The 15,952-nt window shown below is 72.9% G+C and carries 20 protein-coding genes; 7 read left to right on the forward strand and 13 right to left on the reverse strand.

Annotated elements, in window-relative coordinates; translation table 11 throughout:
• Positions 1-19 precede the first annotated feature (19 nt).
• The 3 genes from ACIGO8_RS17595 to asnB form a co-directional block, all read right to left on the reverse strand.
• Positions 20-766: an SDR family oxidoreductase gene (locus ACIGO8_RS17595; RefSeq protein WP_399730786.1), complete on the reverse strand. Its 747-nt coding sequence runs from the start codon at positions 764-766 to the stop codon at positions 20-22.
• A gap of 114 nt (positions 767-880) precedes the next feature.
• Positions 881-1,726 carry a hypothetical protein gene (locus ACIGO8_RS17600; protein ID WP_399730789.1) on the reverse strand — a complete coding sequence of 282 codons (846 nt, stop codon included), beginning with the start codon at positions 1,724-1,726 and terminating at the stop codon, positions 881-883.
• Between the two features lie 160 nt (positions 1,727-1,886).
• A complete protein-coding gene (gene asnB, locus ACIGO8_RS17605) occupies positions 1,887-3,692 on the reverse strand; it encodes an asparagine synthase (glutamine-hydrolyzing) (protein WP_399730792.1) in 1,806 nt (601 codons plus the stop codon).
• A 156-nt stretch (positions 3,693-3,848) separates the two neighbouring features.
• Here asnB and ACIGO8_RS17610 point away from each other — a divergent pair, with 156 nt between their 5' ends.
• Together ACIGO8_RS17610 and ACIGO8_RS17615 are read left to right on the forward strand one after the other, a co-directional pair.
• Positions 3,849-4,589, forward strand: coding sequence for a PIG-L deacetylase family protein (locus tag ACIGO8_RS17610; protein ID WP_399730795.1), 741 nt, complete (start codon positions 3,849-3,851; stop codon positions 4,587-4,589).
• A gap of 220 nt (positions 4,590-4,809) precedes the next feature.
• On the forward strand, positions 4,810-5,055 hold the full coding sequence (locus ACIGO8_RS17615; protein WP_399730798.1) for a hypothetical protein: 246 nt from the start codon (positions 4,810-4,812) through the stop codon (positions 5,053-5,055).
• On the opposite strand, the gene ACIGO8_RS17620 is transcribed toward ACIGO8_RS17615, so the two are convergent.
• Together ACIGO8_RS17620 and ACIGO8_RS17625 are read right to left on the reverse strand one after the other, a co-directional pair.
• Positions 5,052-5,402 carry an ATP-binding protein gene (locus ACIGO8_RS17620; RefSeq protein ID WP_399730800.1) on the reverse strand — a complete coding sequence of 117 codons (351 nt, stop codon included), beginning with the start codon at positions 5,400-5,402 and terminating at the stop codon, positions 5,052-5,054. The two genes, ACIGO8_RS17615 and ACIGO8_RS17620, sit on opposite strands and share 4 nt — an antisense overlap.
• A complete protein-coding gene (locus tag ACIGO8_RS17625) occupies positions 5,399-5,599 on the reverse strand; it encodes a hypothetical protein (protein ID WP_399730803.1) in 201 nt (66 codons plus the stop codon). The genes ACIGO8_RS17620 and ACIGO8_RS17625 overlap by 4 nt, the downstream gene beginning before the upstream one ends.
• 114 nt (positions 5,600-5,713) lie before the next feature.
• On the opposite strand from ACIGO8_RS17625, the gene ACIGO8_RS17630 reads away from it, so the two are divergent.
• The 3 genes from ACIGO8_RS17630 (at position 5,714) to ACIGO8_RS17640 (ending at position 7,749) form a co-directional block, all read left to right on the forward strand.
• Complete coding sequence (locus ACIGO8_RS17630) at positions 5,714-6,565, forward strand: helix-turn-helix domain-containing protein (RefSeq protein ID WP_399730805.1); 852 nt, start codon at positions 5,714-5,716, stop codon at positions 6,563-6,565.
• Positions 6,546-6,821 (forward strand): DUF397 domain-containing protein, encoded by a 276-nt coding sequence (locus ACIGO8_RS17635; protein WP_399730808.1) that lies wholly within the window; start codon positions 6,546-6,548, stop codon positions 6,819-6,821. The genes ACIGO8_RS17630 and ACIGO8_RS17635 overlap by 20 nt, the downstream gene beginning before the upstream one ends.
• 61 nt (positions 6,822-6,882) lie before the next feature.
• On the forward strand, positions 6,883-7,749 hold the full coding sequence (locus ACIGO8_RS17640) for an SDR family oxidoreductase (protein WP_399730810.1): 867 nt from the start codon (positions 6,883-6,885) through the stop codon (positions 7,747-7,749).
• Between the two features lie 52 nt (positions 7,750-7,801).
• Here ACIGO8_RS17640 and ACIGO8_RS17645 read toward each other — a convergent pair whose 3' ends face one another.
• The 5 genes from ACIGO8_RS17645 to ACIGO8_RS17665 form a co-directional block, all read right to left on the reverse strand.
• Positions 7,802-8,839, reverse strand: coding sequence for an SGNH/GDSL hydrolase family protein (locus ACIGO8_RS17645; protein WP_399730813.1), 1,038 nt, complete (start codon positions 8,837-8,839; stop codon positions 7,802-7,804).
• A 112-nt stretch (positions 8,840-8,951) separates the two neighbouring features.
• On the reverse strand, positions 8,952-9,914 hold the full coding sequence (locus tag ACIGO8_RS17650; protein ID WP_399730816.1) for an RNA polymerase sigma-70 factor: 963 nt from the start codon (positions 9,912-9,914) through the stop codon (positions 8,952-8,954).
• Between the two features lie 19 nt (positions 9,915-9,933).
• Positions 9,934-10,716, reverse strand: a complete 783-nt coding sequence (locus tag ACIGO8_RS17655; protein WP_399731306.1) for an SDR family oxidoreductase — start codon at positions 10,714-10,716, stop codon at positions 9,934-9,936.
• A gap of 93 nt (positions 10,717-10,809) precedes the next feature.
• On the reverse strand, positions 10,810-11,415 hold the full coding sequence (locus ACIGO8_RS17660; RefSeq protein ID WP_399730820.1) for an SMI1/KNR4 family protein: 606 nt from the start codon (positions 11,413-11,415) through the stop codon (positions 10,810-10,812).
• Between the two features lie 10 nt (positions 11,416-11,425).
• Positions 11,426-11,791: a DUF4232 domain-containing protein gene (locus tag ACIGO8_RS17665; RefSeq protein ID WP_399730823.1), complete on the reverse strand. Its 366-nt coding sequence runs from the start codon at positions 11,789-11,791 to the stop codon at positions 11,426-11,428.
• 455 nt (positions 11,792-12,246) lie between these two features.
• Here ACIGO8_RS17665 and ACIGO8_RS17670 point away from each other — a divergent pair, with 455 nt between their 5' ends.
• Positions 12,247-14,265 carry a calcium-binding protein gene (locus tag ACIGO8_RS17670; protein WP_399730826.1) on the forward strand — a complete coding sequence of 673 codons (2,019 nt, stop codon included), beginning with the start codon at positions 12,247-12,249 and terminating at the stop codon, positions 14,263-14,265.
• A 115-nt stretch (positions 14,266-14,380) separates the two neighbouring features.
• On the forward strand, positions 14,381-14,881 hold the full coding sequence (gene tpx, locus ACIGO8_RS17675; RefSeq protein ID WP_399730829.1) for a thiol peroxidase: 501 nt from the start codon (positions 14,381-14,383) through the stop codon (positions 14,879-14,881).
• Here tpx and ACIGO8_RS17680 read toward each other — a convergent pair.
• Genes ACIGO8_RS17680 through ACIGO8_RS17690 form a run of 3 tightly spaced genes read right to left on the reverse strand, consistent with a single transcriptional unit; the run spans position 14,851 to position 15,883 of the window.
• Positions 14,851-15,270, reverse strand: coding sequence for a hypothetical protein (locus tag ACIGO8_RS17680; protein ID WP_399730832.1), 420 nt, complete (start codon positions 15,268-15,270; stop codon positions 14,851-14,853). The two genes, tpx and ACIGO8_RS17680, sit on opposite strands and share 31 nt — an antisense overlap.
• Positions 15,267-15,410, reverse strand: a complete 144-nt coding sequence (locus ACIGO8_RS17685; protein WP_399730835.1) for a hypothetical protein — start codon at positions 15,408-15,410, stop codon at positions 15,267-15,269. Before ACIGO8_RS17685 ends, ACIGO8_RS17680 begins: the two co-directional genes overlap by 4 nt.
• Entirely contained in the window at positions 15,407-15,883 is a 477-nt protein-coding gene (locus tag ACIGO8_RS17690; RefSeq protein ID WP_399730838.1) for a hypothetical protein, read from the reverse strand. Before ACIGO8_RS17690 ends, ACIGO8_RS17685 begins: the two co-directional genes overlap by 4 nt.
• Positions 15,884-15,952: the final 69 nt, after the last annotated feature.

A 15,952-nucleotide genomic window follows, 5' to 3' on the forward strand; every position in this document is an offset into this window, starting at 1 on the left:
TCGAATCAGCGGGTTCGAATCAGCGGGGTTCGAAGTGGAAGGAGCGGATGAAGCAGTCACGGGGCTGCTCGACGGCGTAGACGATGCACTCGAACAGCGCCTGGGTGGTCAGCTTCTCGTCGGGCGCTATCCCGTCCGGGTTCGAGCCGTCCCATTCCGCGAACCGCGGATCGGAGGTGGAGAAGTCCGGCGGGTAGAGCGAGAACACCCGCACGCCGGAGGGCCGCAGCCGCCGGGACAGGATGTCGGCGAAGCCGGCCTGCGCGCTCTTCGCCGTCCAGAACGCCTCGTGCGCGGCGGACGCGGTGGCGGCGGAGGCGCCCTCGGCGTCGCGCACGGCCACCATGTTGACGATGTCGGGGCGCAGGGAGGCGCGCAGCAGCGGCAGGAAGTGCTTCACCATCAGGACGGTGCCGCCGGCCGTCGACTCGATCGTCTCGACGATCTGGTCGTCGCTGGCCGCCTCCAGGTCCATGCCGTCGAGCCAGCGGGCGCCGTTGTTCACGAGCAGGTCGACCCGGTCGGTGCGCTCGCCCACGCGGGCCGCGAACTCGCGGATCTCGGCGGGCCGGCTGAGGTCGCAGCCGAAGGCGTGGATGCGGTCGCGGGCGGAGCCCATGACCTCGGTGCGGGTGCGTTCGGCGGCCTCGACGGTGCGGGCGGAGACGTACACCTCGGCGCCGAGATGGGCGAATCCGACGGCGAGCGCGCGGCCGAAGTAGCGGGACGCGCCGGTCACGACGACACGCAGATTCTCGAATTTCATGTGCGTCTGCTCTCCCCACGGATGCGGCGCGAATGCGGCGCGGATACCGGTTGCCGGTCGCCCTTCAGCGTGGCAGAGGAGCCCGGCCGGCCGCCCGGCCGCGCGGGTGCGCGTTCACGCCGTTGCGTGGATACGCCAGGGCAGGTGGAGCCGGTCCAGGACGTGGGCGCGCTTGTGGTGGACGCGGACGCGGCCGGCGGCGACGGACACGGTGACGGGGCCGCCGGGCGTGAGGATGCGGGTGACCGGGCCCGGCACGACGGTCCCGTCGATCGCCCCGGCGGCGGCGAGCGCGGCGGCGCCGGTGAGGGCGAGGCGCGGGTGCCAGCCGCCGACGGTGAGCGCGCGGACGGACAGGCCGTCGGGCGTGGGCCGGAAGACGGCGATCTTGGGGAGCGGCGAGTGGGGCGGGTGGCCGAGGAGGCGCCCGGCGTGCGCGCGGATCTCCAGCAGCCGTGGCCGGAGCCGGTGCTCCGGTACGCGTACGTGCCGGGCGTCGACGAGCACGTACGGGTTGCCGTAGCGCACGAGGGACACCGGCACGCCGTCGACGAGGTCCGCCGGGCGGCCGGTGGGCAGGGTGCCGGGCGCGTCGGGCGGCCGAAGGAAGTCGAGGTCGTACGCGCCGGGGCGGGGCACGCAGCGGACGGTGTCGCCGGTGGTGAGGGCGCGGACGGTGACGGGCCGGGCGGGGCCGGCGGCCGCGACGACGCAGGCCAGCAGCGAGTGGCCGCAGCCGGTGCGGAAGTCGAAGCGGCCGGCGGGCAGCGCCTGCACGAACCGGTAGTCGAGGTCGGCGCCGGTGCGGCGCGAAGGCCCGTACAGGGCGATCTTGTTGATGCCGGCGTACGGCGTCGCGCGCAGCGCCCCGCGCAGCGCGGCCAGCTCGGCCGGCGCACCCAGCGCGAGCTGCTCGCCGCGCACGACGAGCGTGGGCCCCGGCGCGTCCTCCGCCCGCACGACCGCCACCTCCACCCGCGGCATGGCCTGCGGGCGCGGCGCGTCCTGTTCCCGCGCCGTCGCCTGGGCGCCCCGCGCGTGCTCCGCCTGCGCGCCCGGCGTCGCCTGCGCGCCCGGCGTCGCCTGCGGGCGCGGTGGCGGTGAGGGGCGCCGTGGGAGGTCAGGCGGCGCAGCCGGCGGGGATGCGCATGCCCTGGACCACGTCCGTCCACAGCTCATGCACCGCCACCCCCCACAACGCCAGCGCGATCCGCCCGTTCGGCCGCTCCAGGTGCCGCGCCAGCAGCTTGTTCACCCGGTCCGCCCTGAGCTTGCCGCCGAGCACGAGCCGGGCCGGCGACAGCAGTTCGCGGACCGTGTCGAGGAGCGGCCCGCCGGGCGCCAGCATCGCCGCGACCGGCAGCGTGAAGGGCTGCTTGGGCCGGTTCAGGACGGCGCCCGGCAGCAGTTCCGCGCCCGCCTCGTACAGCGCGCGCTTGCCGTGCCGCGCCCGCGCGGGCAGTGACCGCGCGTGGGTGACGACGGACGGCTGGCAGAAGGGCATCCGGGCCTCGACGGCCCACGCCATCGACAGGTGGTCCACGCGCCGCAGGTGGTAGGCGGGCAGCCGCCAGCGCGTCTCGAAGGCGCTCATCGCGGTGGCCCGGTCGGTCCCGGCCGCCTCCGCCGAGCGCAGTTCCTGGGCGATCCGGTCGGCGGCCGAGCCCTGGTCGGCGACGAACGCCGCGTACGAGGAGGTGTACAGGTGCTCGCGCAGCAGCCGCGGCGCCGCCGACAGCGCGTCGGCGTAGGCGCCGGCCCAGTCGGCGCCGTCCGGCGCGCCGAGCGCGGCCCGCATCCGGTCGTATCCGCCGAAGAGTTCGTCCGCGCCGTCGCCGGTGAGGGCGACGGTGAAGCCGTTCTCGCGGACGGCGCGGAAGAGCGCGTACGTGGAGAGGGCGATCGGGTCGGCGTTGGGCTGCCCGAGGTGCCGCACGGTCCTCGTCAGGAGGGACGGGATCTCGTCCGGGTCGACGGTGACCTCGTGGTGCACGGTCCGGGCCCGGCGCGCGACGGAACGGGCGTGGGCGGCCTCCGAGTCGGGCCATGTGCCGCGGTAGGTGAGGTGGAAGGTGTGCAGCGGCGGCGCGTCGGTCTCGCGGGCGTGCTCGGCGGCGAGCGCGGTGACGAGCCCGGAGTCCAGCCCGCCGCTGGTGATCGCGCAGACCGGCGCGTCGGCGGTGGCGAGCCGCCGCACCTCGTGCCGCAGCACGTCCTGCGTGTCGCCGACGGGCCGCGCCCGGTGCGGCGTCCGGCGCCGTACGACGGGCGTGCGCCCGGCCCGTACGACCGCGGTGGCGCCGGGCGGCAGCACGTCGATCCCGGCGAGCGCGGTGTGCGCGGAGTAGGAGGTGCGGGTGGCGAGGACGGTGTCGAGCGAGTCCTCGCGCGGCGCGATCCGTACGCCGTCGAAGGCGAGCAGCGCCGGGATCTCGGAGGCGAAACGGGTGGAGCCGTCGCGCGGGTCGTGGTGCAGGTGGATCGGCTTCATGCCCATGTCGTCGACGGCGAGGACGAGTCGGCCGGTGCCGGGCCGCAGGTCGAGGACGGCGACGGCGAACATGCCGTCGAGGTGTTCGGCGAAGGCCGGCCCGTACTCGGCGTAGAGCGCGGGCAGCAGGGTGCCGTCGCAGCGGTCGGGGAAGCGGTGGCCGCGGGCGGCGAGGCGGCGGCGCAGCTCGGCGTGGTTGTAGATCTCGCCGTTGAGGACGGCGAGGACGGCGGGCAGGTGCGGCAGCCGGTAGGGCTGCCGGCCGCCGCACGGGTCGGTGACGGCGAGCCGGTCGCAGCCGAGCGACCAACCCGGTCCGCTGAGCACCTGGTGCTCGTCGGGTCCGCCGTGCCGCTGGCGGGCCGAGACCGCCGCGAGTTCGGCCGGGTCGGGACGGTCCGCGCCCGCGGCGAAGGAGCCGAGGATCCTGCACATGCCGGTCGCCTCCGGATCTCGATACCCGCCACCTCTTCACATGTGGCAGCCAATGATTTGAATCTACCAACTTTTTGGGTGGCGCGTAAGTGCCATGTCGGGTTCACGCCACCGCCCGGCCTTGCGACGCCCGCGCCGCGCCAAGAGGCTGGCCCCATGGAGGACTTCGCGATCGACCCGACCGTCCGCAGCGCTCCGGACTCCCTGCTGGTGGTGGCCGCCCACCCGGACGACATCGAGTTCTGCGTGAGTGGCACCGTCATGCAGTGGATCGAGCGCGGCACCCGCGTCACGTACTGCATCGTCACGGACGGCGGCGCCGGCGGTTACGACCCGATGCTCCCCCGCCAGGCCATGGCGGACCTGCGCCGCGCCGAGCAGGTCCACTCCGCGAAGCTCAGCGGCGTCGCCGACGTCCGCTTCCTCGGCTATCCCGACGGCTTCGTGGAACCGAGCGTCGAGCTGCGCCGCGACCTGTGCCGGGTCATACGGGAGGTCCGCCCGCAGCGCTGCATCATCCCGTCACCCGAGATCAACTGGGCCCGCGTCGCCGACCTCCACCCCGACCACCGGGCCGTCGGCGACGCCTGCCTGCGCGCGGTCTATCCCGAGGCCCGCAACCCCTTCGCCTATCCCGAACTGCTGAAGGACGAGGGCCTGGAGCCGTGGATCGTCCACGAGCTGTGGCTGATGACCGGGCCGACGCCGAACCAGTACGTGGACGTCACCCCGGTCTTCGACCGCAAGGTCGAGGCCCTGCGCATCCACACCTCCCAGACCGCGCACTTCGACGACCTGGCGGGCCTGCTGCGGAGGTGGCTGAGCGAGCACGCGACGGCGGCCGGACTGCCCGCGGGACGGATGGCGGAGGCCTTCCAGATCGTCCACATCGACTGACCCGAGCAGGCCGGGACGGGACGGGACGGACCGGCCGGGACGGCACCTCGGCACTCGCGCTCCGCCCGATGCTCCGCCCCTCCGCAGTGGAGCATCCGGCGAGCACGAGCGCGAGTGCGGGCGCCGAGCACCGAAAGGATAGCCGCACTATCTTTTGCTCCAAGAGCGGTTTCCGGCCATGCGTTCCGTGACCGGGCGGCGGACGGCACGTTCTCAGGACATGCGAAAGATCATCTCCACCACCGCCCTGCTGGCCGCGGCCCTCTCCGCCACCGCCACGCCCGCCTTCGCCGACAACGACAGCAACTTCGGCGGCGGCGTCAACGCCGCCAACAACTGGAACTTCACCGCCGCCGCCGTCTGCCTCGCCGAGGTGGCCGTCGTACCCGTCGCGGGCGACTGGGTCGGCGACCACGTCAACAACTGCTCCAACGGCAACGTCATCGACCACTCCGGCCGGCCCTAGCGCCGCAGCTCGCACCACACCGTCTTGCCGTACGGCCCCTGCTCCACGCCCCACCGGGCCGCCACCGCCTCCACCAGCGCGAGCCCCCGCCCCGACTCGGCCCCGGCGGGGGCCTCCCGCAACACCGGCCAGACCCGCGGATCCGGGTCCGTCACCGCCACCCGCAGCCGGCCCGCCTGCGCCACCGCGACCCGCACGGTGACCGGCGTGCCCTCGCCGACGTGCCGGATGACGTTCGTCAGCAACTCGCTGACACAGAGCCGCACATCGTCGCCCTCCACCATCCGCCGCACCTCCGCCACCGCCTTCGGCCACGCCAGCAGCTCCACGGCGATCGGCAACGTCACCCGCCCGCCGCCTTCCGCAGCACCTCGGCCAACTGGCGTGCGGTCGCCACGTTGCAGTGGCCGAGCGCGACGAGCGGCGGTCTTCCGGAGGACCCGGCCAGGGTGACCGGATCCACCCCGAGCGACGGCAGCGTGATGCCGTGAGCTGCGAGAGCGGTGCGCAGTGCGGTGACGTCGGCGCGGATGTCCTCGGCCATGTCGGGACCACCTTTCGTTGCGTGCCGTGACGAACCCCTCACACGCTGCCGCGCCTCGCCCTACGGTGGAAGCGTTTCCCGCTCCACGAAGCAAGGTGCGAAAGGCGGTCAACGGTGGCTGCGCGCAAGGAGATCGACGGGTCGGCGAGCGTCCCGCAGTTCTACGGGAAGGAACTCCGCTTCAAGAGGGAGGAGGCGGGCCTGACGCTGGAGAGACTGGTGGGAGGCAGTTTCTACGGCCCCACCTATCTGAGCGAGATCGAGCACGGCAAGCGGCGCATGCCGCTGGACCTCGCGCAGCACGTCGACCGGGTGCTCGGGACGGACGGCTTCTTCCAGCGCAGGTGCGAGGACGTCCGCAAGGCGAAACAGGGCGCGCATGCGGCGTACTTCGCGGCGATCGCGGAAGCGGAGAAGCGCGCGCTGACGATCGAGGAGTGGTGCAACGTCCTCATCCCGGGCCTGCTCCAGACCGCCGCGTACGCGAAGGCCGTCATCCACTCCACTCACCCGAGAGACACCGCCGAGGAGGTCCTGGCGAAGATCGAGGCCCGGCTGAAGCGGGCGGAGCTCTTCGAGAACCCGAAGAAGCCGGAGTACTGGGTGATCCTGCACGAATCGCTGGTGCGCAACTCCACGATTCCGGCCGTGGAAATGGCCGAGCAGCTCGACCACATCGCCGCCCTCGTACGGCGGCGTCGCGTCGCCGTGCAGATCCTGCCGTGGGACGGCCCGACGCGACCCTTCATGCAGTTGCCGCTGCTGTTCATGGAGTTCGCGGACGCCCCTCCGCTCATGTACACGGAGGGGCCGTATCACGGTCAAACCGTCGACGATCCAAGCCTCGTGAAGCAGTACCGCAAGGCTTACGATCAGCTCAGGGCCGCCGCCTTGCCGCCGGAGGCGTCCCTCGCCCTGCTCGAAGAAGCGGCTGAGGACTACCGACATGGCCAGCAACGCCCTTGATCTGACCGCCGCCGTCTGGCGCAAGAGCAGCTACAGCAACGGCGACGGTGGCAACTGCGTCGAAGTGGCCGAAGGGTACGCCCACTGGCGCAAGAGCAGTTACAGCAACGGTGACGGCGGCGACTGCGTCGAGGTCGCGGACGACGTGGCCGGGCTCGTGCCCGTCCGGGACTCCAAGCGGCCCGACGGGCCCGTGGTCGTCGTCACGGCCGCCGCGTGGGCGCCGTTCGTCGCGGCGGTCAAGGCGAACGGCTGAACCCTCGTCGCAGACGGCGCCGGTCAGCGGTCCGGGGCGGCCGTCCGGCTACGTTGAGCGGATGGCGACGGTGCTGGTGGCAGGAGCCACGGGAAATGTCGGTTCGCAGGTCGTCGCGGAGCTGCGCGACCGTGGCGCGGCCGTGCGGGCGTTCGTACGGGATCCGGAGCGGGCGGCCGCCGTGCTCGGCGCGGAGGTCGACGTGGCGCAGGGAGACCTGGCGGACCCGGCGTCGGTGCGGCGGGCGCTCGACGGTGTCGAGCGGCTGTTCCTCGTATGCCCGAACGATCCCCGGCAGGTCGACTTCGGGAAGAACGCCGTCGACGCGGCAGCCGAGGCCGGGGTCCGGCAGGTGGTCTTCCTGTCCACGATCGGGGCCGAGGCCGGTTCACCGACGGTGTTCTTCGACCAGCACGGGCGCATCGAGGAGCATCTGCGGGATTCCACGGTCCCGGGTGTGGTGCTGCGCGCCAGTCATCTGATGTCGAATCTGCTCGGGTCGGCCGCGACCGTCAAGGAGGCCGGCCGCTTCTTCCTGCCGGCCGGCGACGCGCGGATCGCGATGGTCGATCCCCGGGACGTCGGCGCGGCCGCCGCCTCCGTTCTGACGACGGCCGGGCACGACGGGCGGACGTACGTCCTGACCGGCCCGGAGGCGATCACCTACGCCGACGTCGCCCGGCAGCTGTCGGCGGTGTTGGGCCGCGCGGTCGAGTACGTGCCCGTGCCGGACGAGGCGGCCGTGGCGGGGCTGCGGCAGGCGGGCCTGTCGTCGTGGCTGGCGACGCAGATCGTGGCCACGTTCGGGGCGCTGCGCGAGGGCGTGAACGCGACGGCCAACGACACCGTGCGGGAGCTGACCGGCCGTGAGCCGCGGGCGGTGGAGGACTTCGTCCGCCGCGCGGCTCCGCTGCTGGGCGGCGCGTAGGCGAAGCCCCAGGCCGTCGGCGGATCCTGGGGCTTCGTTCCTGCGGGAGCCGTCAGCGGTTGAGGACTTCCTCGATCTTGGCGGCCACGTGCTGGGCCTGGAGGTCGCGGCCCTTCTCGTTGGGGTGGGCGTACCACGGGATCTTCTGGCCGAGGAGTTCGAGCTTGGACTCCTCCAGCAGGCCGCCGATACCCCGGTCGGCGCCGTCACACGCCGTGTTGGTGCCGGTCCGGCCGTAGAGGTCCACGTAGTCGGCGCCGTCATCCGCGGCGACCTTCTTCATGGTGTCGTTCAGCCGCTTCTGCACCTGGTCCAGGATCGGCAGCGCGTCCTGGGAGATGTCGGCGAAGGGCAGTTCCGTCTGGCCGGGTGCCGCCGTCAGGCACTTGGTGGTGTCCTGGGGCACGAGCCTGGGATAGCCGACCAGGACGCGGTCGGCGTCCGGGGAGAAGTAGCTCATGCGCAGGAGCATGTTCTCCAGTTCTCCTTCGACACGCTCGAACTGGTAGTCCAGCCACTCCTTGCCGTCTCCCGACGTGAAGAAGTCCTGACACTCGCCCGCCGGCTTGTCAGGGTCCACCGGCTCTCCGGGCATCAAGGAGGGCTCGCGGAGCTTGGTGGAGCACTGCTTGATGATGCTGGTGAAGCCCAGTGTGTTGCCGCCCATGCTGCCCACGACCAGCTGGGTGTCGTCCTTGAGCGCCTCCTGCTGCGGCGGGAGCGTTCCGGCGCCGAAGGGAAGCTGCTGGCTCTCCCAGAAGTGGTGGACGAGCGCGGCTCCGCAGGACACGTCCGACTGGACGTCGAGCGTGATGTTCCTGTCCTTGAGGCGCCGGGCGGCGACGGCGGGATAGTTCTCCGTGGCCTGGAAACACCAGCCCCTCTCGCTGTCCATGTTGTTCACGGGAGCGATGCCGAAGTTGGCGGTGTAGGAGTCGCCGAAGAAGACGGTCGGCACCGGGTCGGTGGGCGCCGCGGCGGCGCCTCCCACCGGGACGGCGAGGGCCAGGCAGCTGCCGAGCGCGAGGGTGGCGGCGGCGAGCCGCCGTGCCCGGGGAGTGGTCGTCGTCTGACGCGTGGCCGAAGACATGGGTGCGCCCTTTCGGGAGTGGGGGGTGACGCTCCGCATTCAGACATAAACGGAGCGTCACATTCCAGTAACCCTGAGGCGCGTCCGGGCGATTTGGCCGAAGCCCACCAGGTCAGTGGCTCGGATCGCTCGACGGCCGGCGGGCCTGGTTGGCCTCGCGGGTGACCGCCCAGGCGTCCGCGACCGGACCGAGGTGGGCGAGCTTGTCGGGATTGGTCACCGAGCGGATGGTCTGGATCCGCCCGTCGAGGACGTCGAGCACCATGGCGGTGAGGATCCTGCCGTCCCGGTCACGGAAGACCGCGCCCGGCTGGCCGTTCACCTCGCCCGGCTCCCAGCTGACGTCGATCCGGGCGAGCCGCGGGAAGTACGAGGCGAACAGCCGGGACACGTTGTCGACACCCATCAGCGCGCGGGCCAGCTGCGGCGTCTTGCCGCCGCTGTCGGCGGTCAGCGCCACGTCCGCGGCGAGGAGTTCGCGCAGCCCGTCGACGTCACCGGCCCGGAGCGCGGCGAAGAACCGCTCCGCGAGTTCGTCGCGCTCCTGCCGGTCCGCCTCGAAGCGCGGCCGGCCCGCGTCCATGTGGCGGCGGGCGCGCACCGCGAGCTGGCGGCACGCCGCCTCCGAACGCCCCACCGCCGTGGCGATCTCGGGAAAGCCGAAGGCGAACACCTCGCGCAGCACGAACACCGCGCGCTCCAGCGGGCTCAGCCGCTCCAGGAGGAGCAGGGCGGCCATCGACAGCGAGTCGGCCAGCTCCGCCGATCGCTCCGGATCCTCGTACGGGTCGTTCAGCAGCGGTTCCGGGAACCACGGGCCGACATAGGCCTCCCGGCGGACCCGGGCGGACTTCAGGACGTCGATCGAGATCCGCGTCACCACGGAGGCCAGGTACGCCTTGTCCGAGTCGGGCTCCACCGCGGAGGTCTCCCAGCGCAGCCAGGTCTCCTGGACCGCGTCCTCGGCCTCGGTCACGCTGCCGAGGATCCGGTACGCGATCGAGAACAGCAGCGGCCGCAGTTCCTCGAACCGCTCCGTCCGTCCCGTCTCTTCGGTCCGTTCCGTCCGTCCCATGTCGGCTCCTTTCACGAGGTCACCAGGCGATCGGGCCGAGGCGGTCCTCGAAGGTGCCGGTCGGCCCGTCGGCGTCGAGCAGCGCGAGCCGCAGGATCGAGTCCGTGCCCTCGGTGACCGTCAGCGTGCCGGTGTGGTGGTTCATGTCGGTGGCGGCGAAGGTGCGGTTGGCGACCTCGCCGGGCGTGGCGACGTTGAACTTGATGTCCGGGAGCGCCTGGGCGTAGCGGACGGTGATCATGTTCAGCGCGGCCTTCGACGAGCTGTAGGCGAGCTCGTGCATCTTCGAGACGGGCTGCTCGGGATCGGTCACGACCGAGAAGGCGCCGCCGCCGCTGGACACCATCACCACGCGCGGGTTCTCCGCCGCGCGCAGCAGCGGCAGGAACGCCTGCGTCACCCTGACCGGCCCGTACACGTTCGTGTCGTAGACGGAATGGATCTCGTCGGCGGTCGCCTCCGCCGGCGGGACCGCGTGGCCGGGCGCGCCCGCGTTGTTGACCAGGACGTCCAGGTGGCCGGTGTGCTGCCGCACGAGCCGGACGGCGTCCGCGACCGAGGCGTCGGAGGTCACGTCCAGCGGGACCATGACCACGTCCACGCCGTCGGCGGCCAGCTTGTCGGCGGCCGCGCGGCCGCGGCCCTCGTCACGCGAGCCGAGGAAGACCGTCCAGCCCAGCGCGCCGAGCCGCCGCGCCGTCTCGAGCCCGAGGCCCTTGTTGGCGCCGGTGACCAGCGCCGTGTTCCGGTCGGTGTTCCGGTCGGTGTTCCGGCCGGTGTTCCGGTCGGTGTTCCGGTCCATGTTCTGCCGCGTGTTCTGTTCCGTGTTCGTCATGCCCCCTGAGACGAGGTAGCTCTCCCGGCTGTGACACGCACACCCACCCTGTGACCCACGTCACCAGGGAACGAGGTTCGCGCCGTGGGCGATCCACTCCGCGAAGCCCACCGGCCGGCCGTGGAGCTGCAGCGGCAGGATCCGGTCGCAGGTGGCGCGGCCGTCGAACCACATCTCACCGCGGTGCGGGCCGGTGACGACCAGGAGCGTCGAGAAGCCGCAGCCGCCCTCCTGGAGGAAGACGACGCCGGCCGTCTTCCGTTCCTGGAGCACTCCGTACTCGGCGTCCCACGCCTCCCAGGCCGCCGCGTCCTCGCGCGGCGGCTCCCGCTCGTCCAGCTCCTCCTCGTACGCGGCGTACGCGTCGGGGTGCGGGAACGGCTCGGCGAGCAGGTCGTAGTTGGTGTCCCGGTCGCAGGCCCAGCCCCAGCCCTGCTCGCCCCGCCGGAGCCGGTTGATCCGGCCGCCGGCGCCGGCCCGCAGCAGGTGGTCGCGGTACTCGTCGGGAAAGGTGATGCCCAACTGCGCTTCGGCCTCGCGGACTTCGTCCAGCGACAGCGGCGGCGGCGCCGGATCCGCGTACGTCTGCCAGGCCTGCCGGCCGAGCGGGTCGAAACGGTGACCCCGCTCCAGCCGCCGGCACTCCGCGATCCAGTCCTCCCCCATGATCCGGAGCCTAGCCCACCAGCGGCGGGCCCATCTCGATGCTGTCGCCGCAGACTTGGGGGTCCAGAGGGCGGCCCTTGGCGTCGGTGAGCTCGGAGGGGGTGCCGTAGTCGGGCGGCACGGGATGCGGCGGCGACACGTAGACGGAGGCGTGGGAGTCGGCCGGCATGAAGCAGGTGCCGGGCGAGGACTCGTACGGGTCGTAGAAGACCGGGTACGCGGCCGTACGGCCCGGGTCGAGGACGTGGCGGGGCGGCGCGGCGGCGGTGCCCTTTGGCTTCGAGCTCGCGCCCTGCGCCTTGCCGACGTGGATGTCGAGCTGCGGGTAGCCGTCGAGGACGCACGGGCGGGTGCCGGTGTTGGTGGCGCTGAGCACGGCCGCCGGGCCGACCTCCCGGCCCTGCCCGTCCTGCCCGTCCTGCCCGCCGGTCGCGTCCGCCGTCGTACGGACCAGCCGCCAGCGCGCCTGCTCGTGCCGCAGCCCGCGACGCCCGCGGACCCGTCCCCGGCGCCGAGGCCCTGGCAGGCGACCGCTCCCAGGAGCACCGCCAGGCCCAGCGCGACGGCCGTCACCGTCCCGCGTACCTTCACGGCCTTCGCATTCCGCCCGGCCTTCGTGTTCCGCCCGGCCTTCGTGACCTTCATGACGTCCCACCCCCGCGGAGCAAGATGGCGCCGGCGCCGGACGGGTTGCCCGGTCCTCGCGCCTGACTCACTCCTGGGAGTGGAGCGTCGCCGTCCAGTAGGCGCAGTACGGGCCCGCCGTCGGCCGGTCGCCCGGCGCCGACCCCAAAGCTGTCGCCCAGGATCCGACGGACGGAGTGGTCACCCATGCCCCTGCAATCCCCATGGCGCCGTCTCGCGCGCGCGAGCGCGACAGGCTTCGCGAGCCTGGCGCTCGTCCTGGGCCTGCCCGCGGTCGCGACGGCCGCGCCCGGCGACCTGGACACCACCTTCGACGGCGACGGCAAGGTCGTCACGGACGTGGGCGGCTTCTCCAGCGTCTCGGGCATGGCCGTACAGCCCGACGGCAAGATCGTGACGGCCGGCTACGGCTTCACGCTCGAGACCTCCGGCGACTTCACGCTGGTGCGCTACAACACCGACGGAAGCCTGGACCCGACCTTCGGCGGCGACGGCATCGTCACCACCGACTTCGAGCAGACCAACGACGAGGCCCGGGGCCTGGCCCTGCAGCCCGACGGCAAGATCGTCGTGGTCGGCGGCTCCACCAACTGGGGAGGCACCGGCACCTGGGCCGCGGCCCGCTACCTGCCCAACGGCGACCTCGACACCTCCTTCGGCGCGGACGGCACCGGCAAGGCGGTCGTGGACATCGACGTCGACGCCATCGAGACCGCCCTGGCGGTGGCGGTGCAGCCCGACGGCAAGATCGTCCTCGGCGGCGAGAGCATCGGCAACTGGTCGCTGGCGCGCCTCGACTCCGCCGGCATCCTGGACACGACGTTCGGCGGCGGCGACGGCATCGTGACGACCGACTTCGGGGCCGGCTGCTGCAACGCCGTCACCGACCTCGCCCTCCAGTCCGACGGCAAGATCGTCGCCGCCGGATACAGCCCCGGCAGCTTCACCGTCGTCCGCTACACCGCCTCCGGCGACCCGGACACCGGCTTCGACGGCGACGGACGCGTCACCACCGGCTTCGGCACCGGCCCCGTGGGCGTGGTGCTGCAGGCGGACGGCCGGATCGTCATCGCCGGCACCGACGGCAACGCCTTCGGCCTCGTCCGCTTCACCACCACCGGCGCCCTCGACCCGACCTTCGACGGCGACGGGCGCGTGACCACCTCCTTCGGCCCGCCGGCGGAAGCCGGCGCCATGGACCTGGCCCTCCAGGCCGACGGCCGGCTCGTCGCGGCCGGACACTACGCCGGCGACTTCGCCCTCGCCCGCTACAACACCAACGGCAGCCTCGACCCGGACTTCGGCGGCGGCGACGGGCGCGTCACCACCGACTTCGGCGGGCCCGACGACCAGGCCGCCCAGGTGCTGCTCCAGGCCGACGGCAAGATCGTCGCCGGCGGCCTCGCCGGCACCGCGTCGAGCGACAACTCCGACCGCGGCCTCGCCCGCTACCTCGGCGGCGGCGGGAGCCTGCCGCCGCCTCCGCCCTCCGCCGACGTGTCGGTGGCCAAGGGCGGCCCCACGGCGCTCAGCATCGGCGACACCGGCACGTACACCGTGGTGGTCAGGAACAACAGCACCACGACCGCCGCGACGAGCGTCCAACTGACCGACACCTTCACCGGCCCGGCCGCCACCGTCCTGTCCGCGTCCACCAACCGCGGCAGCTGCGCCGTCAGCGCCGGCCGGGTGACCTGCGCGATCGGCACGCTCACCACCGCCGGTACCGCCGGCGCCACCGCGACCGTGACGATCACCGCGGAGCCCTCGCGCACCGGCACCCTCTCCGACACCGCGACCGTCACCGCCGCCGAGACCGACCCGGTGACCGGCAACAACACCGCGACCCGCACCACCGCCGTCAACAACAACCGCGGCTGCACGCTCATCGGCACCAGCGGCAACGACACGCTCACCGGCACCTCCAACGCCGACGTGATCTGCGCCCTCAGCGGCCACGACGTCGTCAACGCGGGCAACGGCAACGACACCGTCCACGCCGGACCCGGCGACGACCGGATCGACGGCGGCTACCAGAACGACACGCTCATCGGCGGGCCCGGCAACGACTCGGTCTTCGGCAACTACGGCGACGACAGCCTCAACACCGTCGACGGCGTGGCCGGCAACGACACCGCGAACGGCGGCTTCGGCACCGACACGTGCACCACGGACAGCGGCGACACCCGGCTCAGCTGCCCCTGACCGGTGCGGGCCCGGTACGGACCGGAGCCGTACCACCGTCCCGTACGGAATACGATCGAGGCCGTTGACCGCTGACCCCAGCGGACACAGCACCATCACGCGAAGGAGATTCCTCATGGCGCAGGTCGCGCTCAAGGGCAACCCCGTAACGGTCGACGGCACCCTGCCCGCCACGGGCAGCCAGGCTCCCGAGTTCACCCTGGTCGGCGAGGGCCTCGCGGACAAGACGCTCAAGGACTTCGCGGGCAAGCGCAAGGTCCTCAACATCTTCCCGAGCGTCGACACCCCCACCTGCGCCTCCTCGGTGCGCGCCTTCAACGCCAAGGCCGCCGACCTGGAGAACACCGTGGTGCTCTGCATCTCGGCCGACCTGCCCTTCGCCCAGGCCCGCTTCTGCGGCGCGGAGGGCCTGGAGAACGTCCAGAACCTCTCCACCCTGCGCGGCCGTGACTTCCACACCGACTACGGCGTGGCGATCGCCGACGGCCCGCTGGCCGGCCTGACCGCCCGCGCCGTCGTCGTCCTCGACGAGAACGACAAGGTCCTCCACACGGAGCTCGTCAACGAGATCGCCGAGGAGCCGAACTACGAGGCCGCGCTCTCCGCGCTGAAGTAGTCCCGGCGCCGCGCACGCCCGTGCGCGCACCCGCACCCGAGGCCCGCCCGGCGCACCCGCGCCCGGCGGGCCTCAGCCGTACGCGTCCGGACGCGGCCCGTACGCGGGGAGATGCGCACCGCGGGCCCAACACAACGGCCGCGGCGGCCAGTTGGCGCGTACGATCGGATCATGCGCAACAGCAGCCGCGGCAGTCGCACCTCCCGCCTCTCCCTCTGGTCGAAGGACTCGTTCCTGTCGATCGGGTCCGTCGGGTCCTTCATGTCCATCGGGTCGGTCGGGTCCGCGTTCTCGATCGGGTCGGTCGGGTCCTTCTTCAGCGTCGGGTCGCTGCTCTCGGCGCGGTCGCTCCTGGCCGTGATGTCCTGGCGGTCCACGAAGGCCGTCATGAGCTCCCGCAGCGGGCGACCGGGGCCACCGACAGCACGTCCGTGACCGGGATCTCGACCGTGCGGCCGTCGACCGTCAGGGCCAGGGCGCCGCTGCCACGGACGAGTTCGCCGCACCACGTGCCCGAGGCCGTGGTCACCTCGACCGCCGCCGCCGCGGCCGTGCCCCCGTCGTCCCGGCGGAGGACGCCTCGTCGGCGGGCCACCAGGCGCTCGTGGCGGCGAGGGCCGTCAGGAGGACCGTGGCGAAGGTCAGCACGAGGCCGGTGCGCAGCCGGCGGGCGGCACGCGCCGGGTCGTCGAGGCCGCCGTCCGGGCCGCCGGAGTGCGGCCAGGCGGTGCGGCCGACGAGGTAGACGGCGAGGCAGGCCAGGAGGAGGGCGAGCAGGACGAGCACGCCCGCCGCCACCTCGACCGCCTCGGGAGCCGAGGAGCCGCCGGACCCGCCGGCCTTCAGCGCGCCGCACAGCCCGACGAAACCCAGCGCCGCCAGCTGGAGCGTCAGCCAGCCACGGGCCGAGGCCTGCACCGCCGCCGCTCTCGCCTCACCGCCGGCACCACCGCCACCGCCACCCACACCGCCGACACCGCCGACACCGCCACCGTCGCTCATGGCCGCAAGGATGCCGAGGCCGGGGCCCGGGAGGCGGACTGCCACGCCGACGTACGCTCGCGGAGCACG

The sequence above is a fragment of the Streptomyces sp. NPDC053493 genome, from assembly GCF_044544825.1.
Taxonomy (GTDB): domain Bacteria; phylum Actinomycetota; class Actinomycetes; order Streptomycetales; family Streptomycetaceae; genus Streptomyces.